Below are 25,680 nucleotides of genomic sequence, written 5' to 3' on the forward strand. Positions count from 1 at the left end.
CACCTAGGCTGGTGCCGTGACTTTCCTGGAACCCCTTACCCTCACTGGCAGGTATGTAACCCTGGAACCCTTGTCCGGGGATCACCACGACGGCCTGGTGGACGCGGCCCGGGACGGTGAGCTGTGGCGGCTCTGGTACACCTCGGTGCCGTCGCCGGAGCAGATGGCCGAGGAGATCGAGCGGCGGCTCGCCCTGCAGGAGCAGGGCTCCATGCTGCCCTTCACCACCCGGCTGACCGATCCGGCCACCGGAGGCCCCGGGCGGATCATCGGCATGACCACCTACATGAATATCGACGCCGGTACTCCCCGCGTGGAGATCGGCTCCACCTGGAACGCCGCGTCCGTCCACGGCACCGGCACGAACCCCGAGTCCAAGCTGTTGCTCCTGCGGCACGCGTTCGAGGCTGTTGGCTGCCCTGCCGTGGAGTTCCGGACGCACTGGCTCAACCACCAGTCGCGGGAGGCCATCGCCCGGCTCGGGGCCAAGCAGGACGGCGTGCTCCGCAGCCATTCCCGGACCCGCGACGGGCTCCTCCGTGACACGGTGGTGTACTCCATCCTGGAGCACGAATGGCCCATGGTCCGGGCCGGCCTCGAGTACAGGCTGGCCCAGCGTGGGCAGGGGCTTGGCTGAACTACGTTATGACGTGCGTCTCATGTGGCCAGTGTGATTAACTTTGCCAATGAGGAAACCGGGCGGATCCATGGACTGGCATGGTGCTGTCAACGCGTGGCATGTGGCCGGCGGGGTGTACCGGATGGGGCGGCGGGAATGGCTCACGGAAGCGGGCTGGCAGCAGGCGTACGACGACGGCATCCGCACCGTGATCGATCTCCGCAACGCTGCGGAGGCACGGCGCCGCAGCACGGACCCGGTGGTGGGCGGAGCGGCCTGGTCCGGCATGACAGTCGTTTCGGCGCCCACGGAGGAGCCGAACCATCCGCAGTTCACCGCGGTGGCCGGGCCCTACCTCAACGATCCTGCCCACTACGCGGAGAACGCCCGGCTCTTTCCGGGCAAGCTGGTGGGCGTCTTCAAGGAGCTGGCCGCCGCCTCCGTCCGGGGCGGCGCGGTGCTGCACTGCGCGGCCGGGCGTGACCGCAGCGGCATGGTGGCCGCCATGGTCCAGGACCTCGCGGGGGACTCCTGCCAGGACATTGCCGACGGCTACCGGCGCGCAGCCCGCGGCATCAACGAGCGCTACCGCACCCATGGGCCGCCCCATGCACGGGAACGCTATTTGCCCGAGGATGAACTTGGCCCCCTCCTCCAGTCGCGCGGAGAAGCCGTGGCCCACTTCGTGCGGACCCTGGACACGCGCGCTTTCCTGCTGGCCAACGGATTGAGTGTCCCCGAGCTGGATGCGGTGCTGTCCCTCTGCGGAGCCGCCCGCGTCAAGGAACCACAATGAGAACCGGTGCAGCGTTCCGCCGGGGAAAACGCGGTGTTGCCCTGGGCGCCGCCGCCGGCGTCCTCGCCGCATCCGTCCTGGGTTACGCTCCCGGCTGGGCCATGACGGAGGCGGAGGACGCGGCGCCGCCGGCTCCGGCTGCAACGTCCGGCCCTGCTGCCACTGCACCCGCCGCGGAAACGGGGAGCGCCGGGCTTTCGGAGGAGGGCCTCGCCGACGCGGTCCGGCGGGACCTGGGCCTCACCCCTGAGCAGTTCAATGCGGCAGGGGAGCTGGGCAGCCGGGCAGCTGCTGCCGCCAGCCGGCTGCGCGTCGTTCCCGGCTATACAGGCATCAGGCTGCAGGACAACAGAATCATCGTGAGTGGTACGGGGGCCGAGCTGCAGTCGGCCGTCGACCGGCTGTCCGGCAGCCTGGCTGGCCTCAACCTTGAAGCGCCCGGCAGTTCAGCGTCGCAGCCCGCACCTGCTCCGGTTCCTGCGGCGACGGCCGCTCCCGGATCCCAAATCGCCGTGAGCACCGAACAGCTGTTCCAGGCCTATCTGCGCGAGGTCGGAACCGCCGGCCTGCAGGCAGTGGTCTATTCCGGCGGCAAATTCGTCATCCGGACGGGCAGCATCGCCGCAGCCCAGGCAACGCAGGGCACGGGCGGGGCGCCCTCCACCCCGCCTGGCACGCTGGAAACCACTGCCGCCCCCGGCAAGATATCGCCGTCGGAATTCGTCGCGAGGTACGCCAACGTAGTGCTCGACGGCGGCGCGCCCCTTAAGCCTGAGGCGGACGTCCCGGGCGGGGTGGGTTACCAAACGGACAAAGGCGTCATCTGCTCCACGGGATTTTCCGCGTTTGATCCCTCGGGCCTGCCCGCGGTCCTCACGGCCGGGCACTGCACAGGTGACGGCGCGGCCACGACCGCGGACCTGTTGCTTCAGGGCGTGCCTGCCGGGCCCTTGGGTGCCTTCGAATTCAGCCAGCTGGGCGGGCCCGGCAACTCGAGGGTGCTGGACCCCAACATTCCCACGGACCAGGACGGCGTGGCACTCGAGGACCCCGGCAACGTGGGAACCGACATTGCGGTCGTCGGAGCGCTCAGCCCTGACCAGGACCCGGTGCCGGCCGCCAGCACGCATGGTGACACGCTGCAGCCGGGACCGGACGTCAAAATCATCGGCACCGCCAGTCCGGTGGTTGGCATGGAGGTCTGCCGTTCGGGCTGGCGGACGGGATGGTCCTGCGGAACCGTGAGCGCCGTGGGGATCTTTTTGGTGGGAGGACCCGCCTATCCCGCGGACCCTGCCGATGTCCGCGCCTTCAACGGTTTCCTGTCCTACGACGTGCAATCCAGCGGCGGTGACTCCGGCGGTCCGTGGATCAGCGGAAACTACGCGGTAGGGACGCACAGCGCCGGCGACGACCCCCAGCCCAACGAACCCCCGCCGCCCAACTTCGCCGTCGCGGCTACCTTGGAGGAATCCCTGAAGGTCCTGCCCGGCTACCAACTGGAGCTCTTCCTCAACAAGCCGCTGGTTTCCTCGCCCGCGCCCGGCGGCGCCTATGAACCCGGACAGGTCGTCAGCGGAACCGTTCCCGCCGCCCCGGCCTCGGCCGTTGCTGCCGGGTCCGCCGTGCGGATTACCCTCCAGGGGCAGGAGCCGTTCGAGGTCCCGGTGAATGCTGACGGAAGCTGGAGTTTTACGGCACCGGACGGCGGGCAGACGCTCCAGTTCACGGCGGAGACGGTCAACGGCTTCAGCGTCTCGGGCGCCGCGGATTTCGAGTTTGCCCCTGTTGCGCCGGCCCAACCCGCGCCGGCCCAACCCGCTCCGGCAGAACCCGTTCCGGCAGCGCCTGCCGACCCGGCTCCCGTCCCGGAGCCTCCGGCAGCCGCTGGTCCGGTACCGGCCGAACCTGCCCCTGCAAATCCAGTCCCGGCAAATCCAGCCCCGGCAAACCCGGCCCCGTCCCCAACAGCTCCAGCCGCGGCGGACGACGGCGCCGCCGTCGTCCCCGGTCCGGCGTCCACCCCTCCTGCTGGCCTGGCGGACACGGGCGGCAGCGCCAGGGACGCGGCGGACGGGGGCAACCTCGCCTATACCGGCGCCAATGCCCTCCCGGCGGCGGGCGCGGCCGCGGCGGCCATCGCGGCCGGCGCGGTGCTCATGCTGCTGGTCCGGCGCCGGAGGCAGCGCACCCGGGACTAGGCTTCGGCGGCGGGCTTCTTGTGCCGCCTCATCAGCAGGTTGGTGATGCGCAGGGTGCAGAGCCGCTGGCCGGCCTCGTTGGTGATCAGTACCTCGTGGGTGGTGAGCGTGCCGCCCAGGTGGATGGGCGTGGCGGTGATGGTGATCTGCCCCTCGCGTGCGGAGCGGTGGTGGGTGGCCGAGACGTCCACGCCCACCGCGGTCTTGCCCAGGGTGCTCGCGTGGATCACGGCCGCCCAGGACCCGACGGCCTCGCCCACGGCAAGGGAGGCGCCGCCGTGGAGCAGTCCGAACGACTGCCGGTTGCCCTCCACAGGCATGGTGGCCACCACGCGCTGGACGGACTCCTCGACGATCTTCACGCCCATCTTCTCGTCCAGCTCCCCGAGCGTGATCTTCCACAGCTCGTGCGCGGAGGGCTGGTTCTCGGCAGCATCCATGGGTGACGGGGCGCTCATACATTCTCCTTTGGGTGGCCGGATTCAGTCCCGGCCTTCTAGTGTGCAGCACGGCACTTCATGTATGGTGAATATATTACCGAACGGACGGTCAGTAATCATTGGCCGATTCTGCCTGCCCCCTTGTTGGAAGGACCCGTCAACGATGACCACCACCGCCACAGCTCCCCAGGCCACGGTCGACACCGTGGAGACAGTGCCCAGCTTCATCATGGATTCCTGGTGGACTCCCGACGCCGGATCGGCCGGGTCCGCGACGCCCGTCAGGGACGCGAGCACGGGGGAGATCCTGGCCAAGGTGAGCACTGAGGGGCTGGACCTGGCTGCGGTCGTGGGCTACGGCCGCACAACAGGCCAGCAGGAGCTCGGCCGGTTCACCTTCCACCAGCGTGCCCTGAAGCTGAAGGAGCTCGCCCAGTACCTCAATGCCCGGCGCGAGCACTTCTACACGTTCTCGGCCCAGACGGGCGCCACCAAGGTGGACTCCATGATCGATATCGACGGCGGCATCGGCGTGCTCTTCACGTTCGGTTCCAAGGGCCGGCGCGAACTGCCCAACTCGCAGGTGGTGGTGGACGGCCCCATGGAGGTCCTGTCCAAGGACGGCTCCTTCGCCGGCGAACACATCTACACCCGCATCCCCGGCGTCGCCGTGCAGATCAACGCCTTCAACTTCCCGGTCTGGGGCATGCTGGAAAAGTTCGCCCCGGCCTTCCTCGCCGGCGTCCCCACCATCGTCAAGCCCGCAACGCCCACCGGCTACGTGGCGGCCGCAGTGGTCAAGGCCATCGTCGAATCGAACATCCTGCCCAAGGGCTCGCTGCAGCTGATCTCCGGCTCCGTCCGCGGGCTGCTGGACGTCCTGGACTACCGCGACCTGGTGGCCTTCACCGGCTCCGCATCCACCGCGCTTTCCCTGAAGGCCCACCCCAATGTGGTCCAGGGCGGGGTCCGCTTCACTTCCGAAACGGACTCCCTGAACGCCGCCATCCTCGGCCCGGACGCGGTGGAAGGGACGCCTGAATTCGATGCCTTCGTAAAATCGGTGGTCACGGAAATGACGGCGAAGGCAGGGCAGAAGTGCACCGCCATCCGCCGCGCCATCGTGCCGCAGGAGCTGGTTGCCGCAGTCTCAGCGGCCATCGGCACGCGGATCTCCGAGCGCGTTGTCCTGGGCGATCCCCGGGCCGACGGCGTCACCATGGGTGCCCTCGCCTCGGTGGAGCAGCTGAACGATGTGCGCGCGGCCGTGCAGTCCATGCTCGACGCCGGCGGTGAGCTTGCGTACGGAACCCTCGATTCGCCGTCGGTCACTTCCGCCGACGGAACCACCGGCGTGGTGGACGGCGGGGCATTCATGGCGCCCGTCGTCTTGAACTGGCAGGACCCCGAGGCCGAGGAAGTGCACTCGCTCGAGGCGTTCGGTCCCGTTTCGTCCGTGATCGGGTACAAGGACATTCCCGACGCCGTCCGCCTCGCCGCCCGCGGCGGCGGCTCCCTGGTGGCCTCGGTGTGCACCAACGATCCGTCCGTGGCCCGCGAACTTGTCACCGGGATCGCGGCTCACCACGGACGTGTCCTGATGCTCAACCGCGAGGACGCACGTTCGTCAACGGGCCACGGTTCGCCCGTGCCGCACCTGGTCCACGGTGGTCCCGGCCGTGCGGGCGGCGGCGAGGAACTGGGCGGCATCCGGTCGGTGATGCACCACATGCAGCGCACGGCCATCCAGGGCTCGCCGAACATGCTCACCGCCGTCACCGGACTGTGGCACGCCGGCGCGGACCGCAACTTCACCCTGGAAACCGAGGGGACCCACCCGTTCCGGAAGTCGCTGGAGACGCTGCGGATCGGTGACGCCGTCCGCTCGGACCTGCGCCAGGTCACGCTGGAGGACATCACCGCGTTTGCCAACTCCACCGGCGACACGTTCTACGCCCACACCAACCAGGAGGCCGCGGAAGCCAACCCGTTCTTCCCGGGCATCGTGGCCCACGGCTACCTCCTGCTTGCCTGGGGCGCCGGACTGTTCGTGGAGCCTGCCCCGGGCCCGGTCCTGGCCAACTACGGACTGGAGAACCTGCGCTTCATCACCCCTGTGGCCGCAGGTGATTCGATCCGGGTGACCCTCACGGCCAAGAAGATCACCCCCCGCGAAACCGACGAATACGGCGAGGTGGCCTGGGACGCCGTGCTCACCAACCAGGACGACGAGATCGTGGCCACCTACGACGTCCTCACCCTCGTCGCCAAGTAGCCCACGCCCCCCGGACGCTCTATCACTTAACGCGGGTTTCCCCCGGACGCTCTATCACTTAACGCGGGTTTCCTCCGGACGCTCTATCACCTGCCGGCGACAGGTGATAGAGCGTTGGCGCTTAAGCCGCATTAAGTGAGAGAGGGTGTGGGTCTTCCTGCGGGAAGTGAGGGAGCGCGGGGATCTTTTTGGCTGGCGGAAGCGTAAAATTCTGCCCGTAGGAGGTGGCCCTTATGAGCCTAAGAATGAACACAGCCACGACGGTCCTGCCAGTCGACGATCCAGCACGCGCCCGTAGGTTCTACACCGAAAAGCTCGGACTCCCGCTCCGCGGCAAGGCAGACGATGGAAGCGAATTGCTCGGCAGCGACGGCGGCCCGATGCTGCAGTTGTTGCCGGTTTCGGACGGTAAGCACTCCGAGCACACCGCCCTGAGCTTTGAGGTGACGGACATCGAGAGGACAGTCCGGGACATGGAGGCCAGGGGCGTCAGGTTCCAGGATTATGACCTGCCGAACCTGAGGACCGAGAACCATATCTGCACAACCGACTCAGAAAAATGTGCCTGGTTCATGGACACCGAGCACAACATCCTCTGCGTCCACGAGAAGCTGGGCGTCCAGGCCGAGTACGAGCTCTAGCGGCACAGCGAACGCCCCCAAAACACAGAAGGGCGCCCCGGGTTTCCGGGGCGCCCTGCTGCCGTTTCGGCAGGAAGCGGGGTCAGGATTCGGCGCCGCCATGCAGGCCGTCGTCGCTGCTGTCATCCTCGCGGCCGGTGCCGTGCCCGCTTTCGCTTTGATCGGAAAGGTCCATGTTGCCCCGGGCCTCCGCCATAGTGGGGCCGCCGGAGGGGACGCTGTAGGTGTCCGGGCGGATGCCGTGGGACTGTTCCTCGATCAGTGCCTGCTCTTCGCTGAAGCGGATGGCGTTGGCTTCGTCTCCGGCGTCGCCGGTTAGGTCTTCGCGGATCTTTGAGGGGTCCGGAATGATGTATCCGGCCTCTGCGTCGTCCTTGGGGTGGCTCATGTTCTTACCTTCCTATCGGGTGTTACTTGTGGGCCGGGCGATGAGGTCCGCCTTGACGTCAAGGCTCTGACCTCCCCGCTTGACCTTGAAGCCTACGGTATCGCCGGGGTTGCGGCCGCGGAGTTCCGCCAGGAGCTTCTCCGGTGCGTTCAGTTCCACGCCTTCCATCGACTCCAGCACGTCGCCCGGCCGGATGCCCGCACGTGCCGCCGGACCGCCGTCGTCCACTGCCAGGACCACGACGCCGGTACTGGCGTCAATGCCCAGCTGCTCGGCGATCTGGGCCGTAAGTTCGCCGGGCGTGAGGCCCAGGTAGGCGTGCTCGGCAGTGCCGTCCGCCAGCAGCTCCTCGGCCACCTCCACGGCCGTCGCGGCGGGAATGGCGAATCCCAAAGCCACGGCGCCTGCAGACGGCGGGATGTAGGCCTCGCTGATGCCAATGATTTCGCCGCGCATGTTGATGACGGCGCCGCCGGAGTTGCCGGGGCTGATGGGGGCATCGGTCTGGATCAGGTCCACGAGGGACAGGCTGTTGGAGGCGGAGCCCGGGATGGAGCGGTGCAGTCCCGAGATGATGCCGGCCGTGGCGGTGTTCTCGAAGCCCAGGGGAGAGCCCAGCACCACGGCCACCTCACCAACGCGCGGCAGGTTGGCCTGGTAGACGGGTTTGGGCAGGCCGGTGCGCTTTGCCTGCACCAGGGCGAGGTCGGTGACAGGATCCGTGGCCTTGACCGTTCCCTCCACCCGCTGGCCGTCGGCAAAGGCAACTTCCACCGTGGTGTTGCCCCGGATCACGTGTTCGTTCGTGAGGATGAGGCCGTCCTCGGAATAGACAACGCCGCTGCCCAGGCCGCCCTCGGTGAAGATGGTCACCACGGACGGCGCGAGGTTCTCCACGAGCTGGGGGATGTCGCCTGCCGCGGCCGGTGCCGGGGCCGGCGAAGAGCTGCCCGGCGTGGCGGTGGAGGTGGAAGTGGGAGTGGCGGTTGTGGTGTCGCTGGGCGCCGGGGGACTTGGCGTCCCGGTGCAGCCGCTGAGGGCCAGTGCGGCCGCGAGGGCGGTGGTTCCAAGTACTGTCCGCAGGCGGCCTGTACGCTGCGGACCGCTGGCTTGGCTCATTGGTACCTCCCTGCGGATGCTGGTTTTCTACCACGGTAGCCGGGGAGCGGGCCAAATACCAAGCACGCTTATTATCCGCGTTCCGTCGCGTGCGGCGGCGCGCGGATAACGTCACCGGCGAGACGGGGCCGGGCCGGAGCCGGCGGATGCGGGGCTGCCCGGAAGGCACTGCCGAAGGGCCCTAGCTGCCCTCCTGGGGCGGTGCTAGCCTTCGGGCATCCAGCCCGGCCGGGAGGGACAATTAATCGGAAGAAGAGGCGCTTCATGCGTACTGCAAACTCAAATCCAAGAACCCGCATCGCAGCGATAGCGGGCCTGGCAGCTGCTTTGGGAAGCGCCTTGGTCGCAGCACCACCAGCACAGGCCGCTGACGTCTTCAGGATGCAGTACACCTCCGAGTACGCGCAGGCCTATACAAGCACAATGTCTGAGGACGGATGCGCCTTCAGCTCCATATCGGCTGCCGCGGGAACCGCATTCGGCGGCGGCACCACCATGTTCTACTCTTCGTCCAGCTTCAACGTCTGCACCGGGGAGGGCTACTCAGTCTACGGCGAAGCCCCGACAGAGGTGTTCACTTTCGAACGCACTTCGGTACATGCCACCGCCACAGTGCCGCTTTCCGACGGGACCGACATCGGCTTGGACCTCACGTGGCAGGGTACGGGAACGATCGAACGCGGCGGCAGCACGTCGAGGGACATCCTGCCCGGACAGTTCGTGCAGCGAACCACCAACCACGGCACTATCCAGGAGGCAGTGGTCAGCGGGACGCTCTCGTTCGAGAACGCCTACATCTCAGCCTCGAAGGGCTCTTCGATGACGGTGGTCATCGCCGGCCAGTGAGGGGGCGGCGTCGGCCGGTGCCGCGAGACCCGTACTGCAGGCTGCTAGGGTTCCGCGTGCAGGCCGTCGAACGCCATGGTGATCACGTCGTCCGCCAGCCGTTCGGGCGAGAGGGAGCCGCCCGGCTTGTACCACTCAACGATGGAGTTGATCATGCCGAACAGCAGGCGGGTGACGGTTCGCGGATCGATGTCCTGGCGCAGCGAGCCTTCGTCCCGGGCGGCGGAGATCAGCCCGGCAACCTTGTGGTCGAACGCGCGACGGCGTTCCAGGGCGTCCCGCTCTATCTCGGTGTTGCCGCGCAGGCGCAGGAGCAGCGTGACGAACGGCAGCCGGTCCACCAGCACCGCCACGGTTTGCCGCAGCACAAACTCCAGGCGCGCATCCGCCGCGCCGGACACCGCCGCGGGTTCTTCCAGGATGGCCTCGAGCCCGCCGAGCGCGTGGTCCAGTGCGAGTTTGAGGAGGTCGCCCTTGGAGGGGACGTGGTGGTAGATGGCAGACTTTGAAATGCCGAGGTTGTCCGCCAGGATCCCCATTGAGGTGGCGTCGTAGCCGTGCCGGTTGAAGACGTCGACGGCGATGCGGAGCACCGATTGCTGGTCGTACCCCGGGCGGCCGCGCTTGGTGGGTGCATCAGTTGTGGACATACCGGCCATTTTCTCATGAACGTTCGGTTATTTAGACCGTTATCGGCGAGGGACCTTGGACCCTGTGGCGGTTTGTGCGGGAGGACCACGCTGGTAGGGCAGGCAAACCAGCCGCATTACTCCAGGAAGGCGCACAGGCATGAGGCCCAGCACACCCCAGCCCACCGCCGTCGCGGACGGCGTGTACCAGCTGCCCACCGGGAGCGGCCGGTTCGCCTCCCACGTCTATTTTGTCCGCTCCGGGCAGGGCTGGGTGCTGGTGGATGCCGGCTGGCCGAAGGCGGACGACGCGATTGCGGCCGCTGCAGAGTCCCTCTTTGGAAAAGGCAGCCCGCCCGCAGCGATTATCCTGACGCATATCCACCCGGACCACACCGGCGCCGTCCCCGGCCTGGCCCGCCGATGGGACGTGCCGGTCTTCGTTCATCCGGATGAACTGCCGCAGGCGTCCGGGAAGCTGCTGGATGAATACGCCAACCCCCTCGACCGCCGGGTGTTGCGTCCACTGCAGCGGGTCCTGCCGCAGGGGACCATGCCCGCGACGGACCTGACCGCCGTCGTGCGTCCTTTCGATCCGGCAGCCGGCGTCCCGGGGCTGCCGGACTGGAGGTGCGTGCCCACCCCGGGGCACACACCCGGGCACATCGCCTTCTTTCGGGAGGCCGACGGCGTGCTGCTCACCGGCGACGCGGTGCTGACCACTGACGTGAACTCGCTGCGCGGCCTCCTGGGCCGGACGCACAGGGTCAGCGGCCCGCCCCGGATTGCCACCTGGGACTGGCCGACGGCGGAGGCTTCCATCGGTACGCTGGCCCGGCTTCGGCCGCGGGTCCTGGCCAGCGGGCACGGGCGTGCGGTTTCCGGGCCGGCGGCATCCCGCCAGTTGGATGAGCTGGCCGCCAGGGCCGGTGCTGCAGGCAATGCCGCAGCTTCAACCGCGGCGCCGGAGGCGCCTTTGGAGTACCGCTGCGTGGCCGCTGTCCGGATGGGCGGGCCGGAAGTGCTGGAGGTTGTACGACGGCGGCTGCGGACGCCGCGACGGGACGAGGCCAGGGTGCGGGTTGAGGCGTGCAGCGTGAGCGCCGTTGACGTGCAGGCCCGCAGCGGGCTCTCCACCTACCCGCCGACGTTCCCCTTTGTGCCCGGCTACGCCGTGGTGGGCGTGGTGGATGCGACGGGGGCGGGCGTCACCGCGGTTGCGCCGGGGACCGGGTGGTGGTGATGACCGAGAAGGGCGGGTACGCCGAGTACATCTTCGCCAGCTCGCACCCCATGATGCGGATTCCCGATGAACTGGACGCGGGCGAGGTGGTGGTTGTTGCGCTGAACTACCTGGTGGCCCACCAGGCCCTCTCCCGGGTGGCCCGGATCAGGCGGGGGCAGGCCATCCTTGTCACCGGCGCCGCCGGCGGGATCGGTACGGCGATCGTCCAGCTCGGCCGGTTGCTGCGGCTCAGGATGTACGGCGTGGACAGCCCGGCCAAACACCGCTGGCTCGTTGAGCACGGGGTGGTGCCCCTGGACACGCAGCGGGACGACGTGGTCAAGGCCCTCCGCAGGCTGGAGCCCGCCGGCGTCGATGCAGTCCTGGACGGGGCGGGCGGGGAGTGGGCCGATGCCGGCCTTGCCGTGCTGCGGCCCGGCGGGGTGCTGGTGGAGTATGCCAACCCCGGCAGCCCGGCCTCCACCCTGCGCCTCCTGGCCCGGGCCGCAGGGCAGGACCTGATCCCGAAGGGCAAGAGGATCCGGCTGTACGGGACGACGTCCTGGCGGCTGGACCGCCGGCCGCTGATGGAGGCGTGGGCCACGCTTTATGGACTGCTCGGGGCGCGGAAAATAGCCCCGGTGATCGCGGACCGGTTCCCGCTGGCTGAGGCGCGGCAGGCGCACGCCCGGCTGGAGCGCGGGGACATTGCGGGAAACCTCGTCCTCATGGTGCCGGGAGAAGACCGGCGCTGAGCACCGCTGCTACCCCTTGGGCTGCTACCCCTTGGGGCGCAGGTCGTAGATCCTCCGCAGCTTGCCGTTGGACCGCTCAAGCGAGCCCGGCTCCACCACGTCAACCGCGCAGGAGGAACCCACGTGGATCTTGATCTGTTCCTTCAAGGTGCGTGCCGCCGTCGTGCTCTGCTCGAAGGTGACGCTCTCCCGGCGTTCGATCTTGACCGTCATCTGGTCCATCCGCTGCCCCTCGGGGCGGGTGAGCTCCAGCTGGAAGTGCGGGCTGAGCTCGGGGATCCGGAGGGCGATTTCCTCGATCTGGGACGGGAACACGTTCACGCCGCGGAGGATGATCATGTCGTCGCTGCGGCCGGTGATGCGCCCCATCCGGCGGTGCGCGGGGCGGGCCGTGCCGGGGAGCAGGCGGGTAAGGTCCTTGGTGCGGTAACGGATGATGGGCAGCGCTTCCTTGGTCAGCGAGGTGAACACCAGTTCGCCGTGCTCGCCGTCGCCCAGGACGTTTTCCTTGCCCACCACCGGGTTGAAGGCGTCGATGATTTCGGGGCGGAAGTGGTCCTCCCAGATGTGGCTGCCGTCCTGTGTTTCCACCGCTTCGCCGGCCACGCCCGGGCCCATCACCTCGGACAGCCCGTAGATGTCGCAGGCCTTGAGGTTCATGGTGACCTCAAGCTCGTGCCGCATCTCTTCGGTCCACGGCTCGGCGCCCAGCACCGCATACTTCAGCGACGTGGAGGCGGGGTCGATGCCCATGTGGGCCATGGCGTCGGCGATGGTCAGCAGGTACGTGGGCGTGGCCAGGATGGCGTCGGGCTTGAAGTCCTGGATCAGCTGGATCTGGCGTTCGGTCTGGCCGCCGGAGATGGGGATGACGGTGCAGCCCAGGGCTTCGGCGCCGGCGTGCGCGCCCAGGCCTCCGGTGAACAGGCCGTACCCGTAGGCGTTGTGGACTTTCATGCCCGGGCGGATGCCGGAGGCGCGGAAGCTGCGGGCCACGAGTTTTGCCCAGTCCGCCAGGTCCTGCTTGGTGTAGCCGACGACGGTGGGCCTGCCCGTGGTGCCCGAGCTGGCATGGATGCGGGCTACTTCGTGCTGCGGCACCGCGAACATGCCGAACGGGTATTCCTCGCGCAGATCGTCCTTGGTGGTGAACGGGAAGTTGCCCAGGTCGCTCAGTTCACGCAGGTCGTTGGGGTGGATGCCGGCGTCGTCGAACTTGCGCTTGTACAGGGGCACGCGCTCGTAGGCGTAGGCAACGGTGTGCTGCAGCCGGCTGAGCTGGAGGGCCTCGAGCTCGTCGCGGGAGATGGTCTCCTCGCGGTCCAGTCCGGCTGCTGTGGTGGCTGCGGGGGATTCGGGGGCATGCAGGGTCATGGTTTCCTACTTCTTGGGGATGGTGCGGCTGCGTCCGCGGAACTCGGCAATGAGCTCGCCTGGCTGGTTCGGGGTGGGCTCGCCCGGCTGGCCGGCGTCGGCGGGCGGGGCGTCGGCGGCGAAAATCTGGATGTCGTACAGGCCGCTGCGTCCGGCGCTGGAGCGGCGGTCCGCCACCGCGGTGAGCACCTGGCCGCGGAAGGCGGGCTTGAGGAAATTGATGTCGACGCCGGAGGCCACGGTGATGCTGTTTTCCTCGCCGGGTGCCGGCACGGCGGGGTTGCACGCGAGGGCGAACGCCGTATCCCCGAAGGCGAAGATCATTCCGCCGTGGGCCATGCCGAAGCCGTTGAGCATTTCCTGCCGGAGGGTCATCCGGATGGTGGCGTGCCCGTCGCTGATGGCGAGGACCTGGATGCCCATCCACTCGGAGGCATAGTCGTTCTCCAGGATCTGGTGCGTGGGCCCGGAAAGGGCTGTCTCAGCCATGCGTCATTGCCTCCAGCTTTATTTACCGAATGTTCATTAGGTAATCCCATCGAGGGGTCCTGTGTCAAGGGGAGGGCGGCCGGACCAGCCCAGTTTTGGAGGGTCCAGGCCAGCAGTCTGTGGGGGCAGTCCAGGGAGGCGTTCGAAAACTGGGCTGGAAGGGACGACGGCGGCCGGCAACTGGGCGGGAACGTACAGCGGCGGCGCGGGAGGGTTGGAAGTGCAAGGATGGAGGGACCGGCACCAGCACAGCAAAGGGCGGACCATGGCCAAAGGCATTTACGTCAGCGCAACCACCCCCGGCTCGGGCAAGTCACTTGTTGCCCTGGGCCTGGCGGACACCCTGCACCGGCACGCGGACAGGATCGGCTTCTTCAAACCCGTGGTCCACGGCCCGGATGCCACGGCCGATCCGATGGTGGCGCTGATGAAATCCCGCTTCGCGCTGGAGGACGAGCGGTGCCGCGGCGGCCTGACCTACACCGAAGTCCGTGATCTGCTGGCGGAAGGCAACCGTGCCGAGATCGATGCCCGCTGCGTGGAAATTTTCGCGGACATTTCGCGGCACTGCGACGTGGTGATCGTGGAGGGAACCGACCTGGTGGGCCAGGACTCCGCCGTCGAATTCGACCTCAACGCCCGCCTGGCGAACAACCTGGCCACGCCCGTGGTGGCCGTGGTGGGCGCCAAGGGGCGGACCGTTGCAGAAGCCGTGGCCGCCGTCGAGGTTGCCCGGAAGGAACTTGCCGCAGAACGGTGCGCGCTCCTGGCCATCCTGGTGAACCGTGCGGACCCGGAGGACGTGGAAGCGATCGGGGCGGCGGTCAAGCCCGGCGCGTCCAAGCGGCCCGTGTACGTCCTGCCGGAACTGGAGGAGATAGCCCGGCCCACCACCGGTGAAGTGGCCACGGCGCTCGGGGTCCGGCAGATCGCCGGCCGGCGGGACATGGAGCGCGACGTCAAGGACATCAAGGTGGCGGCCATGAACGTGGGCAACTTCCTCAACGTGCTGGACGAGGGCGCGCTGGTGATCGTTCCCGGGGACCGCGCCGACGTGATGGTGGCCTGCCTGGCCTCATCCTTCTCGCCGGAATTTCCGGTGGCATCCGCGCTCATCCTCACCGGCGGGCTCGCACCGGACGCCAACATCTACCCGCTCCTGGCGCAGGCGCCGTTCCCCGTGTTCGCCACGAAGGAGGACACCTACACCACCGCGCGCCGGGTCTCCGAAGTCCGCAGCGAGATCTGGTCCGGGCACCGCCGCAAGGTTGCCTCCGCCCTGGGGCTGTGGTCCCGCCGGGTGGACGAAACCGAACTTGTGGAGCGCCTGCACCTGCCAAGGGCCGAGCGGATGACGCCGCTGCGCTTCCTGCACGACCTCATCGAACGCGCCCGCTCGCAGCGCCGGCACGTGGTGCTGCCGGAAGGAACGGACGTGAGGATCCTGCGCGCGGCGGAGATCCTGCACCGGCGCGACGTCTGCGACCTCACCGTGCTTGGGCCGGAGCCTGACGTCCGCGAACTGGCCGCAGCGAACGGCATCGACCTCACCGGCATCAGCATCGTGGACCCCGCCACCTCGGACCTCCGGCAGAAGTTTGCCGAGAAGTACGCCGAGCTGAGGGCGCACAAGGGCGTGGACCTGGCCAAGGCGCTGGAGATCATGCAGGACGTCAGCTACTTCGGCACCATGATGGTCCAGCTGGGCGTGGTGGACGGCATGGTGTCCGGGGCCGCGCACACCACGGCCCACACCATCCGGCCGGCCCTGGAGTTCGTGAAGACGCGCCCGGGCGTGAAGATCGTGTCCTCGGTGTTCCTCATGCTCATGCCGGACCGGGTTCTGGTGTACGGCGACTGCGCGGTGAACCCTGACCCGAACGTGGAGCAGCTGGCGGACATTGCGCTGGCTTCGGCGGAGACCGCCGCCCAGTTCGGGGTGGAGCCGCGGGTGGCCATGCTGTCCTACTCAACGGGCGGCTCCGGCTCCGGGGAGGCGGTGGACGAGGTGCGGCAGGCCACCGAGCTGGTCCGTGAGCGCCGGCCGGACCTCGCCGTCGAAGGCCCCATCCAGTACGACGCCGCGGTGGACGCCTCCATCGCCGAGTCCAAGATGCCGGGGTCCTCGGTTGCCGGGCAGGCCACCGTGTTCATCTTCCCGGACCTCAACACCGGCAACAACACGTACAAGGCGGTGCAGCAGAGCTCGGGGGCGGTCGCCGTCGGGCCTGTCCTGCAGGGGCTCCGGAAGCCTGTCAACGACCTCTCCCGCGGCTGCACCGTGGAGGACATCGTCAACACCGTAGCCATCACGGCCATCCAGGCCCAGGCGCAGGCGTGAACAGGTAGGGTAGCGGAAAATACTCCTGGTCCGGCCTGCGCCGGGCCAGACGCCCCGGGGGGAGGCCACGATGAAGGTTTCGGTTATTGGCTGCGGTTATCTCGGTGCGGTCCATTCGGCCGCGCTGGCCCGGCTCGGGCATGACGTCGTGGGCATCGATGTCGACGCCGGGAAGGTGCAGGCTTTGGCCGCTGGCCGGCCTTCCTTCTTCGAACCCGGCCTGCCGGAGCTCCTGGCCGCCGGCGCCGAGGCCGGCACCTTGCACTATTCCACCAACATCGCCGACGCGGCAGGGTGCGCCGTCCACTTCATCACGGTCGGAACTCCGCAGCAGCCGAACGGGTATGCGGCTGACCTCAGGTACGTCCATGCAGCTGTTGCTGCGCTCATTCCGCATCTCAGGCCAGGCGACGTCGTGGCTGGGAAGTCCACTGTTCCTGTGGGGACGGCGCGGCAGATCGCCGCGACACTCAGCACCGGAGCTGCCGGATCCCTGCTGGTGTGGAATCCCGAATTCCTCCGCGAGGGCCACGCCGTGCAGGACACGCTGTCTCCGGATCGGCTGGTTTACGGCCTGCCCGGCCCTGCGGGCTGCGACGGCCTGGGGGCCGCGGACGGGCAGGTGCCCCATCCCCAGCGTGTGCTGGACGAGGTGTACCGGCAGCTTTTGGCGGACGGGTGCCCCCGCCTGGTCATGGATTATGAGACGGCGGAGATGGTCAAGGTCTCGGCGAATGCCTTCCTGGCCACCAAGATCTCCTTCATTAACGCGATTTCCGATGTCTGTGAGGCTGCCGGGGCGGACGTTGCCATGCTGGCGGACGCCATTGGCTACGACGCCCGGATCGGCCGGAGCTTCCTCAACGCGGGCCTGGGGTTCGGTGGTGGCTGTCTCCCGAAGGATATCCGGGCATTCATGGCCCGTGCCGGGGAACTGGGCGCCAGCCAGGCTCAGGCGCTCCTGCGGGAGGTTGATGCCATCAACGCGGGCCGCCGCTCCAGGATGGTGGACCTCGCCAGTGAGGTGTGCGGCGGTTCGCTTGCGGGTCAACGGGTGGCTGTCCTTGGCCTGGCGTTCAAGCCCCAGTCCGACGACGTCAGGGAGTCGCCCGCCATCAGCGTCGCTGCAGAACTGCAGGACAAGGGTGCGATCGTGACGGCGACCGATCCCCAGGCGGTCCGTAACGCGGCGCTGATTCTGCCGGCGCTGAACTGCGTGGAGACCGTGGAGGAGGCAGTCCAGGGCTCGCATGCCGTGCTGGTCCTGACTGACTGGGACGAATACCGGTCCCTGGATCCAACCTGGCTGGCCGGGCTGGTCTCGGGCATGGCGGTGGTAGACGGGCGCAGCTGCCTTGACGCAGATGCCTGGCGCGCAGCGGGCTGGACCTATCGGGCTCTCGGACGGCCCGGACTCCCTGCGGCCGTGCCGGCCACCGTCTAGGCGAAGTCCGCCAGCCGGGAATGCCCGCCCCGCTGCCCCAGCCTTCCCAAAATGTGCGCAAACCAGTCATGGGCGAGGGGCCGGTACGGGGGCCGGAACGCGTAGACGCAGGCAATCCTGACGGCGGCAGCCACGCGGTAGGCCTGCAGCCGGGCCGGGTCCACGCACAGGCTGTCCGCGGCCTCAAGTATCCGCTCTTCAGCGTGGGTTGCAGCGGCCCGAAGGAGCAGCCCCTGCCAGTACCGGAACTCCACATGTGCCAGCAGGTTTCCAAGGTCCAGTGCGGGTTCTGCCGTGGAGAGTGTGTCGAAGTCGATCAGCCCGAGGCCCCCTTCCCGGGAGCCGACGAGAATCTGTTTGTCGTGAAGGTCACGGTGGCACAGGACAGGAGCCTGCGCGGGCGTGGCCAGCAGCATCAGGTTCACCCTTTCGACGGCGTCTCCAAGAGACGTGCCCGCGGCCTGTAGGGCGCCATGTGCGTCTGCGTGTCCAGCCCATTGCGCCACCGTCCGGCACTCGTCTTCCGCCGTATGGAACGGCAGTGCCCCTCGGGGCGCTTCGGCGAAGTGCGGCCACGTCCCCGGGAACAGCCGCCAAGCGGCTTCCCAGCCGGCCTGCGCGGCACTGCCGGTCCCGGGCATGTCCGCAGCAGCGGCGCGGCCAAGGCGGTGCAGGTCCGTGCCGGGAACAGCGGAAAGCGTCATGCTGCCCGAATCCTGCCGCAGGAGCCGGGGAACGGTGATACCCGTCGTTTCCGGGAGTTTTTCCGCGAGGCTGTGCGTTCGGGCCAGGGCCGGGGCCTTGCCCTGGCGCACCACCTTGGTGAAAGTGGACTGCCCGTCCGGGTGCACGTGCCGGAGCACCGCCCGCCGCCCGTATCGGTGGATCAGCAATTGGCTGCCGCGTGCAGCGTCCCGGAGGCTTTCCAGGGCGGGGTCACACCCGTACGGCGCGGCCCGGATGCAACCATCACCGGATACGCTGCCGGCGCGGATGCGTCCCGTGTCGGTTTCCCTGGCCTCAAATGTCAGGCTGCCGTTGGCACCGGGCCAGACCTTCCGGACGGTCACGCCGGTTCCCATGGCCCGCGGGACCGCGGGCCCGTGCAGCACAGCCAGGGCGGAGGAGATCCCGCCCGTCACAGGATCTGCTCTATTGTTGCCAGCCGGTCTGCCATTTCCTGATGCCAGTGGTCCCTGCAGTTTCGGAACGGCTCATGCAGCCTGCCCAGCAGGTGGAAGGCTGTCCAGGCAACCACCTCGGCGTCGCTGACCGGCTGGCCCGTTGACCGGTAGCCCTCCAGCAGGGCCGCAGTGAGGGACGGCCTGCCCGCACCGGCAGCCGCAGCAAGGAGTTCAACGGCCGCGAAGCTCCCCAGGTCCGATGCTCCACGGCCGTGGGAGCAGCGGTCAAAGTCGATCAGGCGGATCCGGGTCCCGTCCACGAGCACCTGGTCCGCGGAGAAGTCACCGTGGATGAGGGTCTGGCCTGAGTTGATGTCCACCACCGGTTGCAGTCTTCCATGTATCCGGTCCAGCCGGGCGGCCAGTGCCGGGGCAAGCCTCGCATGGTGCCGCACCATGGCGGAAAGCCTCGCCGCCGGGCTGCCCTGCATTGCCTGTGCCCCGGGCAGCGGTCCCAGCGAGTGAAGCCGTGCCAGTGCCCTTCCGGTTTCATGGGTCAGTTCAGTGAGCCGCGTCGCCGTGCTTTCTCCGGGGGAGCCGAGGTGGCCCATGCCGAACCACGGGTAGTAGCGAAGGCTCCGCGAGCGGGGAATGCCCGGGGGCAGGGCCTCCGGGAGGCATTCCGGCACCACCGGGACGCCGGCGCCGCCCAGCCGGACCAGCAGGGCTGCCGTTCCGGGGAAAGGCGTGGACGTGGCCTTGCAGACGAGCTCCCCCGTATCAGTCCCCACCGTGAATACGACTCGCCGAAACGGGTTGTAGTTCAGGATCCGGCTCCCGGCCATGCCGCCGGGTAAGCCGGAACGGGTGAAGCGGGCCAGGGGTTTGTGCAGCTTCCCGTCCATCTGCAGGGGCCCCGTAAGCACCTGGTACCCCGGAAAGCCTGGCATTCCTATCTGCACCACGCGGGAGGCCCCGGAGGACGATTGCCTGCTTCGGTGCAGGATCTTTTCGGCCTTCTCGACGGCGGACGGGTGGTACGCGGCAATCCATTGCCGCGTGTCCTGCCCGTCCTGGAGCCGCGCCACCGCCGAGACGCCCGGCTTATGCCGCATGCGGTCCGCCCGGGCCGGCCGTCCCAAGGCGTGGCTCAGGCGGGAGGCATCGAAGAAGAGGTCGAGAACGGGCAGGCCCTTGTCCACGGGAGGCCCGGCAGGCCGGGCAGCGGTGCCGGGGAAAGTCCCTCTGTTGCTCATGCTGTCTCCGTCCTTGCCGGGGCCTCGCGGGCGGCTGCGAGCTGCTGCGCGAGCCAGGCGGCGAACAGCGGATAGCCGACGAGCTCATCGGGCGGCCCGTCCAGCAGAACCTGCCCGTCCTGCAGCCAGACCACCCTGTCACAGGCCAGGGCCACCGAGGCCTCGTGGGTGATCCACACCGTGGTGCGCCCCCTGGTCAAGGTGTCCAGGCCCGCCATCACCTCGGCACGGGATGCCTGGTCCAGTCCGGTGGTCACCTCATCGAGAACCACCACCGGTGAATCCCGGAGCAGGGCCCGTGCAATTGACAGGCGCTGCCGCTGGCCGCCCGAAAGAGTGCCGCCCCGCTCGCCGACCACGGTGTCGTAGCCTTCCGGCAACGCTGCGATGAACCCGTGGGCATGGGCGAGGCGGGCCGCCTGCTCCACCTCGCGGTCAGAGGCGTCCAGCCGGCCGTAGCGGATATTTTCCCTTATGGTTCCTGCGAACAGCACCGCCTCCTGCAGGACGACACCCAGGGCCGAGCGGACCGAACCCAACGTGGCGTCCCTGAGGTCCCGCCCGTCGATCCGCACCGAACCCTCCACCGGGTCGAGCATGCGCGCCAGCAGGGACACGAGCGTGGACTTCCCGGATCCGGATGGTCCGATGATGGCGGTCTTGCGACCCGCCGGGATGCTGAGGTCCACCCCGCGCAGCACTGGCCTGTCAGCGATGTAGGCGGCGGTAACTCCCCGGAATTCAATCGCTCCGCGCACTGTGCCAAGGGGAGTGGCGCCGGGTGCATCAGTGATCTCCACGTGTTCCTCGAGGAGTTCAGCCACCCGCTCCCCGGATGCCGCGGCGCGGGCTATGCGCCCGGTATATTTTGCCAGGTCCCGCAGGGGCTTCATCGCCGTCTTGAGGTACATGAGGAACAACACCAGGTCCCCCGGAGTCATGGCGCCTTGAGTCACGCGCCAGCCCCCGACCGTCAAGACCACCGCGCCCGCCAGGCCGACTATGACATCGGTTCGGCGCTCCAGTGCGGCGGCAAGGCGCCGGGACTGCACCCCGTCCTTCAGCGTCCTGGCGTTGCTGCCTTTGAAGCGGACTGCGAGCGCGCTTTCCAAACCGTACGCCTGGACGACACGGATGGCTCCCAGGCTCTCCTGCGCGGTATTGGCGAGTGAGCTTTCACCCTTGCGGGTGCGGCGGGCCGCCGTCGTTATTCTTCCCGTGCTCCTCCTGGAGACGGCCACGAATGCTGCACAGGCGGCGAGCACGGTGAGAGCCAGCAGCGGGTCCAGCCAGAACATGACCCCGGCCATCGCCACGAGCGTGATGCAGTTCGCCAGCAGGGGCAGGCCGGCGCTGACGGCAACTTCCTGGAGCCGGCCCACGTCGCCCACGAGCCGCTGCACCGTGTCACCGGTCCGTGATGTCGCGTGGTAGCGGGCAGAGAGGGACTGGACATGGTCGAAAACGCGTGCCCTCAGCTCCGTGGCGACGCGTGAACCGGCCAAGGCAAACGCCACAGTGGCCAGGAAATTGCTGAGTGCGCGCAATACCGTGATCAGCAGCACCGCAGCCCCGCAAGCCAGGAGAAGACCCGGACCTGCCGCAGGCACGGGACCGCCAAGGTCCGCGCCAAGGCTCCGGGTGACCGCGTCCACCACAAATTTCACCGGCCAAGGTTCCAGGATCCGGAAGGCCACCTCGAAGAGCAGCGCCGTCACACCTCCGGCCATCAACCACTTGTGCCCGGCAAGGTGGGGACGCACCATGGCGAGCGTGCGCCGCAATGGCCGTTCCCGCGGTCTGCTCACAGGGCTGCGCCTTCTGTGATGCGCGCCAGCACACTGTCCCAGCTGTGCCGCTCCAGGACAACGCGCCGGGCGGCTGCCGACATCGCAGCCCGGGTGTCTGGAGCCTCAACGAGGGAATCGATGGCACCTGCCAGCCGGCCGGCATTGGAAGGGTCCACGAGCAGGCCGGTGACCCCGTGTTCGATGATTCCGGGAACCTGGCCCACCCGTGAGGCCACGACCGGAAGGCCGGCCGCGCAGTACTCGTAGATCTTCAAAGGAGAAAAGTAGTGTTCCGCGTCGTCGTCCAGGGCCGGATAGGGGGCCACCCCGATTGCACAGCCGGCCAGGGCGGCGGGGATATCGTCCGGCGGAACAGCACCGGTGAACTCGACGTCCAGCTCCAGGTCCGCAGCGAGGGCGCGCAGCGCTGGCCCCTCGGGTCCGTCGCCTACGATCTTCAGTGCCCAAGCGCGTGAGGCAGCAGCCTGGGCTTCCAGCAGCGTCCGCACACCGTGCCATGGCTTCAGTGTCCCGACAAACACCACAACCGGCCTGCCCGCGGTCTCGGGTGACGGCCTGATGCGGTGGCCGTTCACACCGTTCGGGGTGACGATCACGTGCCGCGCGCCAGGGCCGGTACGGTCCAGCACCCAGTCACGGACGGGTGCCGAAACGCAGGCAACCGTGCTGGCGGCCCGGACCTGGCCGCGCAGGCAGTCAAGGGCTGCTTCCTCGTCGTGGATCTCCCGGTACTTGCGCTGTTCGTCAATGAGCGGTGCGTTGACCTCCAGGAAGCCGGGAATCCGCAATGCCTCCGTGACGCGCTGGAGTGCGTCGCTGAACAGGGAGTAGCGCTCGTAGACGGCATCGGCGCCATCCCGAATCACCTGCGCAGCAAGGCTTTCCGCAGCCCGCACCTGTGCCCGCTCACGATTCCCGCCTGTGGCGGCCTTGATGGGGTGCACCACGACAGGGACGTCTGCCAGGTCGGGAGGAACGTCCGTCCCGCTCCGTGTGCAGTAGATCGTCACCTCGGCCCCGCGGTTGCGCCAGCTGCGGACAATTTCCTGGACGTGGACGGACGCGCCTTTGCTCCCGAACACAGGAACGCCGGGATCGACGGAAAGATAAGCCACCCGTCTTCCAGCCATTGCCGCCACCCCCGCTGATACCCCGCCGGCCATTGCTCAGCGGCCTGCGGATTGTGTCAGGACAGGGCTCATGGCCGCATCAGCTGGTGCGAAGTCCACAGGGGTGGCCCGCCCGGGCTGAGACCTGGAATGGACTGCGGTGTTCTGGTACTGCAGATCCCTCAGGGCCGCTGACTGGATGGCCGCATCGAAGTTCCGTTCCACGAGCCTCCTGGCGGCGCCAGCCATGCCGATCCGGTCGAAACCCGGCCGGGTGACCTCCTGCAAGGCGGCGACGAGCTCGCCGGTGCTGCCCGGGACCGTAAGAATACCGGTCTGTCTCCCGCCGTCGTCGTGCCCCACCACCTCGGGGATGCCGGTGACGGCGCTGGCCACCACCGGGACCCCCAAAGCCATGGCTTCGAGCAGTACGGTGGGAAGCCCGTCGGTGTTGCCGTCAGCACCCACAACACAGGGCGCCACGAACACATCGGCCCACCGCAGCAGCTCGATCACCTCGTTCTGCGTGCGGGGTCCCAGCAGTTCCACGCTGCGTTCAAGCCCGAGCCGCGCAATCCGGCCTGCCAGGTCTTCCTCCAGTTCTCCGCCGCCCGCGATCCGCGTCACGGTGCTGACCCCCGCGGCCTGCAGGGCAGCCACTGCATCAATGAGGTGCCGGAAGCCCTTTTTCTCCACCAGGCGGCCCACGGCCGCAATCCGCAGGGGTGAATGCAGGGCGGACGGCGGCAGGTAGGGAAACCGTCCCAGTTCGAGGCCGTTGTAGATGCGCCGCACTTTGCCGGCGGAGTCCGGCGCAATGGCCCGCAGGAAGCCGGCATTGAAGTCGCTGACGGTCACCACGTGCGAGGCCGATGCCATCAGTGACCGCAGGACGTCCTCGTCAACAGCTTCATGGAAGAGATCCTTGGCATGGGCCGTGAACGAAAAACGTATGCCGGCCAGTGCAGCGGCGATCGCCGCCGTCCGGGCAGCGAGGCTCCCAAAGTGCGCGTGCAGGTGCGTGATTCCCCGGCGGGTTGCCTGAACCGCCAATTCAATGCCTTGGTGCACTTCCCCTGCATCTGCCCTGGCAAGCCCGGGCAGCATGCGGGCGAAGGATGCGCCGAACCCGGGAACAGTCCTCTCCGCCTCGGCGATGACCATCCATCCTTCTGCGAGCCTGGCGGGCCTGCCGAGGTATGTCACGGGGGCCTGCACGCGGGCGAGTTCCGGGTGGAAACGGGGATCCGAGGCCTGGCGGAGCGAAAAAATGTGGATGTCTTCCCCCGCCGCTTCCCTTGCAAGGATCTCGGTAACGATAAAGGTCTCCGAAAACCTGGGGTAAACCTTCAGCACGTATCCGGTGCGGACCTGCTCAGACAGCTGCACGGTTCCTCCAGTCCGAGCGGATCCCAGGGTGCTGGATTACTGCCGGGGCCGATCTCCGGCGTGTTACCGGACTGGCGAGCAGCCCGGCAGCAAGGCCGCACACCGTCTCCAGCCCGCTCAGCGAAATGCCGGTGCGGGTGGTGGAGGAGCCCGCTGCAGAACGGAACCATGCACCCAAGGCCTCGGGGGTGAACGCTTCGGGCCGGCAAAGATCAATGAGCCCCCGGTCGGCCAGGGCCTTGGCCCGTATCAGCTGCTCCCGGCGGGGACTGGTGCGGGGGACAATCAGCGCCGGGGTTGTGGTGCTCATGATCTCGCAGACGCTGTTGTACCCTCCCATGGAGACCACCGCAGCCGCGTCCCTGATCTCCGGCAGGGCGTCCCGCACTGAGCCTACGACTGTCACGGAGGCGCCGGCAGCGCGCTCCACTTCGGCCCGGTGTCCCATCGGCATGTTCGGCCCGGTCACCACCAGGTGCTCGTAGCCGGCCGGTACTTCCGCTCGGGCGGCCGTGAGCGTAACCTCCAGGCCGTCGGAGCCCCCGCCTGCGAGCGTCAGCACGTAGGGGCTGCGGGACTCGGGGCCTGGCTGGGCTGAGTGCCGGTTCGCGGCGAGGTAGCCGGTAAACCGGACGAGGTCCTCCAGTTCCTGCGGCACCTCCCCGGTGCTCAGGGGATCGTGGACGGCCGGGTCCCCATAGACCCAGACTTCATCAAAGGCCTCACGCACCCGCGAAAGATCGCCCAAAGCCCGCCATTCCCGCCGGGCGGCAGAGGGAGAGTCCAGGACTTCCCGAAGGCCAAGCACCACCCGGCAGTTGGGCTTTGCCGTCCGGAGCCGGCCGAGGGCACGGGCCAGTTCGTTGTCAACACCGAAGGCGTGCCGGTCCACGATGACCAGATGCGGCTTGAACTGTTTGGTGACGGCGGCCAGGATCCGCGAACGGATCCGCACGAGTTTGGGCTGTCCAACCTGGAGGTGGCGGGGCTCGTAGCCGTTCGGACCCTTCTGGATTCCGGGCAGCAGGACCCAGTCCCAGCCAACGGGCGCGCAGAAACGCGGGGCGTTCGGCTCGCCCGTGATCAGCAGGCCGCTCACGGGACGGCCGGTCAGCCCCGGCAACCCGCGCGAGAGCGCATGCGCCAAGGCCAGGTTGCGGCGGCTATGGCCAAGGCCCTGCGAATCGTGGGAGTAAAGCACCACCCTCAGCGGCTTCGGTGTCTTGGCGGCCTTCATTTTTCCGGAAATTTCATTCAAGCCGGTTGTCACACTCCCTGAGCTGACGTTACAAGCCCAGTATTGCCCGTGACCGCACGGGTAGCAACATATTCAGGGATAAAACGACGGCGGCACCCGCCAGGGTGCCGCCGTCGCCATTGCTGCCAGCCGTCGAGCGGCCCGGCCATGA

22 protein-coding genes are annotated in these 25,680 nt (G+C 68.2%); 10 read left to right on the plus strand and 12 right to left on the minus strand.

The window, feature by feature from the left end; genetic code table 11:
- The first annotated feature begins 16 nt into the window (after window positions 1-16).
- The 3 genes from PV768_RS05995 to PV768_RS06005 are packed head-to-tail and all read left to right on the plus strand — an operon-like array spanning window position 17 to window position 3,616.
- On the plus strand, window positions 17-637 hold the full coding sequence (locus tag PV768_RS05995; protein ID WP_421092528.1) for a GNAT family N-acetyltransferase: 621 nt from the start codon (window positions 17-19) through the stop codon (window positions 635-637).
- Between the two features lie 49 nt (window positions 638-686).
- Window positions 687-1,415 carry a tyrosine-protein phosphatase gene (locus tag PV768_RS06000; protein ID WP_421092529.1) on the plus strand — a complete coding sequence of 243 codons (729 nt, stop codon included), beginning with the start codon at window positions 687-689 and terminating at the stop codon, window positions 1,413-1,415.
- Window positions 1,412-3,616 (plus strand): S1 family peptidase, encoded by a 2,205-nt coding sequence (locus tag PV768_RS06005; protein WP_421092530.1) that lies wholly within the window; start codon window positions 1,412-1,414, stop codon window positions 3,614-3,616. The genes PV768_RS06000 and PV768_RS06005 overlap by 4 nt, the downstream gene beginning before the upstream one ends.
- On the opposite strand, the gene PV768_RS06010 is transcribed toward PV768_RS06005, so the two are convergent.
- Window positions 3,613-4,074 carry a PaaI family thioesterase gene (locus PV768_RS06010; RefSeq protein WP_157241285.1) on the minus strand — a complete coding sequence of 154 codons (462 nt, stop codon included), beginning with the start codon at window positions 4,072-4,074 and terminating at the stop codon, window positions 3,613-3,615. The two genes, PV768_RS06005 and PV768_RS06010, sit on opposite strands and share 4 nt — an antisense overlap.
- 145 nt (window positions 4,075-4,219) lie before the next feature.
- Between PV768_RS06010 and paaZ the strand changes: the two genes are divergently transcribed.
- Window positions 4,220-6,331: a phenylacetic acid degradation bifunctional protein PaaZ gene (paaZ, locus tag PV768_RS06015; protein WP_421092531.1), complete on the plus strand. Its 2,112-nt coding sequence runs from the start codon at window positions 4,220-4,222 to the stop codon at window positions 6,329-6,331.
- A 245-nt stretch (window positions 6,332-6,576) separates the two neighbouring features.
- A complete protein-coding gene (locus PV768_RS06020) occupies window positions 6,577-6,972 on the plus strand; it encodes a VOC family protein (RefSeq protein ID WP_231754862.1) in 396 nt (131 codons plus the stop codon).
- A gap of 82 nt (window positions 6,973-7,054) precedes the next feature.
- Here PV768_RS06020 and PV768_RS06025 read toward each other — a convergent pair whose 3' ends face one another.
- Together PV768_RS06025 and PV768_RS06030 are read right to left on the minus strand one after the other, a co-directional pair.
- Window positions 7,055-7,360, minus strand: coding sequence for a hypothetical protein (locus PV768_RS06025; RefSeq protein ID WP_157241291.1), 306 nt, complete (start codon window positions 7,358-7,360; stop codon window positions 7,055-7,057).
- A gap of 12 nt (window positions 7,361-7,372) precedes the next feature.
- Window positions 7,373-8,479 carry a S1C family serine protease gene (locus tag PV768_RS06030; RefSeq protein WP_421092532.1) on the minus strand — a complete coding sequence of 369 codons (1,107 nt, stop codon included), beginning with the start codon at window positions 8,477-8,479 and terminating at the stop codon, window positions 7,373-7,375.
- 264 nt (window positions 8,480-8,743) lie between these two features.
- On the opposite strand from PV768_RS06030, the gene PV768_RS06035 reads away from it, so the two are divergent.
- Entirely contained in the window at window positions 8,744-9,325 is a 582-nt protein-coding gene (locus tag PV768_RS06035; protein ID WP_421092533.1) for a hypothetical protein, read from the plus strand.
- 44 nt (window positions 9,326-9,369) lie between these two features.
- Here PV768_RS06035 and PV768_RS06040 read toward each other — a convergent pair whose 3' ends face one another.
- Window positions 9,370-9,975: a TetR/AcrR family transcriptional regulator gene (locus tag PV768_RS06040; protein WP_157241297.1), complete on the minus strand. Its 606-nt coding sequence runs from the start codon at window positions 9,973-9,975 to the stop codon at window positions 9,370-9,372.
- Between the two features lie 139 nt (window positions 9,976-10,114).
- On the opposite strand from PV768_RS06040, the gene PV768_RS06045 reads away from it, so the two are divergent.
- Both PV768_RS06045 and PV768_RS06050 read left to right on the plus strand, forming a co-directional pair.
- Entirely contained in the window at window positions 10,115-11,197 is a 1,083-nt protein-coding gene (locus PV768_RS06045) for an MBL fold metallo-hydrolase (protein ID WP_421092534.1), read from the plus strand.
- A complete protein-coding gene (locus PV768_RS06050; protein WP_421092535.1) occupies window positions 11,197-11,934 on the plus strand; it encodes a zinc-binding dehydrogenase in 738 nt (245 codons plus the stop codon). The genes PV768_RS06045 and PV768_RS06050 overlap by 1 nt, the downstream gene beginning before the upstream one ends.
- A 24-nt stretch (window positions 11,935-11,958) precedes the next feature.
- Here PV768_RS06050 and paaK read toward each other — a convergent pair whose 3' ends face one another.
- Window positions 11,959-13,308 (minus strand): phenylacetate--CoA ligase PaaK, encoded by a 1,350-nt coding sequence (gene paaK, locus PV768_RS06055; RefSeq protein WP_323056768.1) that lies wholly within the window; start codon window positions 13,306-13,308, stop codon window positions 11,959-11,961.
- Between the two features lie 6 nt (window positions 13,309-13,314).
- A complete protein-coding gene (locus PV768_RS06060; RefSeq protein ID WP_421092536.1) occupies window positions 13,315-13,797 on the minus strand; it encodes a hotdog fold thioesterase in 483 nt (160 codons plus the stop codon).
- A 265-nt stretch (window positions 13,798-14,062) separates the two neighbouring features.
- On the opposite strand from PV768_RS06060, the gene pta reads away from it, so the two are divergent.
- On the plus strand, window positions 14,063-16,138 hold the full coding sequence (pta, locus tag PV768_RS06065; protein WP_157241305.1) for a phosphate acetyltransferase: 2,076 nt from the start codon (window positions 14,063-14,065) through the stop codon (window positions 16,136-16,138).
- Window positions 16,139-16,208: 70 nt separating this feature from the next.
- Window positions 16,209-17,582 (plus strand): UDP-glucose dehydrogenase family protein, encoded by a 1,374-nt coding sequence (locus PV768_RS06070; RefSeq protein ID WP_421092537.1) that lies wholly within the window; start codon window positions 16,209-16,211, stop codon window positions 17,580-17,582.
- On the opposite strand, the gene PV768_RS06075 is transcribed toward PV768_RS06070, so the two are convergent.
- The 6 genes from PV768_RS06075 to PV768_RS06100 are packed head-to-tail and all read right to left on the minus strand — an operon-like array spanning window position 17,579 to window position 25,529.
- Window positions 17,579-18,724, minus strand: a complete 1,146-nt coding sequence (locus PV768_RS06075; RefSeq protein ID WP_421092538.1) for a phosphotransferase — start codon at window positions 18,722-18,724, stop codon at window positions 17,579-17,581. The two genes, PV768_RS06070 and PV768_RS06075, sit on opposite strands and share 4 nt — an antisense overlap.
- Entirely contained in the window at window positions 18,721-19,962 is a 1,242-nt protein-coding gene (locus tag PV768_RS06080) for a phosphotransferase (RefSeq protein WP_421092539.1), read from the minus strand. The genes PV768_RS06075 and PV768_RS06080 overlap by 4 nt, the downstream gene beginning before the upstream one ends.
- Window positions 19,959-21,770 carry an ABC transporter ATP-binding protein gene (locus PV768_RS06085; RefSeq protein WP_421092540.1) on the minus strand — a complete coding sequence of 604 codons (1,812 nt, stop codon included), beginning with the start codon at window positions 21,768-21,770 and terminating at the stop codon, window positions 19,959-19,961. The genes PV768_RS06080 and PV768_RS06085 overlap by 4 nt, the downstream gene beginning before the upstream one ends.
- Window positions 21,767-22,888 carry a glycosyltransferase family 4 protein gene (locus tag PV768_RS06090; protein WP_421092541.1) on the minus strand — a complete coding sequence of 374 codons (1,122 nt, stop codon included), beginning with the start codon at window positions 22,886-22,888 and terminating at the stop codon, window positions 21,767-21,769. The genes PV768_RS06085 and PV768_RS06090 overlap by 4 nt, the downstream gene beginning before the upstream one ends.
- 51 nt (window positions 22,889-22,939) lie before the next feature.
- On the minus strand, window positions 22,940-24,271 hold the full coding sequence (locus PV768_RS06095) for a glycosyltransferase family 4 protein (protein WP_421092542.1): 1,332 nt from the start codon (window positions 24,269-24,271) through the stop codon (window positions 22,940-22,942).
- Window positions 24,258-25,529: a glycosyltransferase family protein gene (locus tag PV768_RS06100; protein ID WP_421092543.1), complete on the minus strand. Its 1,272-nt coding sequence runs from the start codon at window positions 25,527-25,529 to the stop codon at window positions 24,258-24,260. The genes PV768_RS06095 and PV768_RS06100 overlap by 14 nt, the downstream gene beginning before the upstream one ends.
- Window positions 25,530-25,680: the final 151 nt, after the last annotated feature.

Origin of the sequence: Pseudarthrobacter sp. CC4, assembly GCF_048957775.1 — a bacterium.
Lineage (GTDB): Bacteria > Actinomycetota > Actinomycetes > Actinomycetales > Micrococcaceae > Arthrobacter.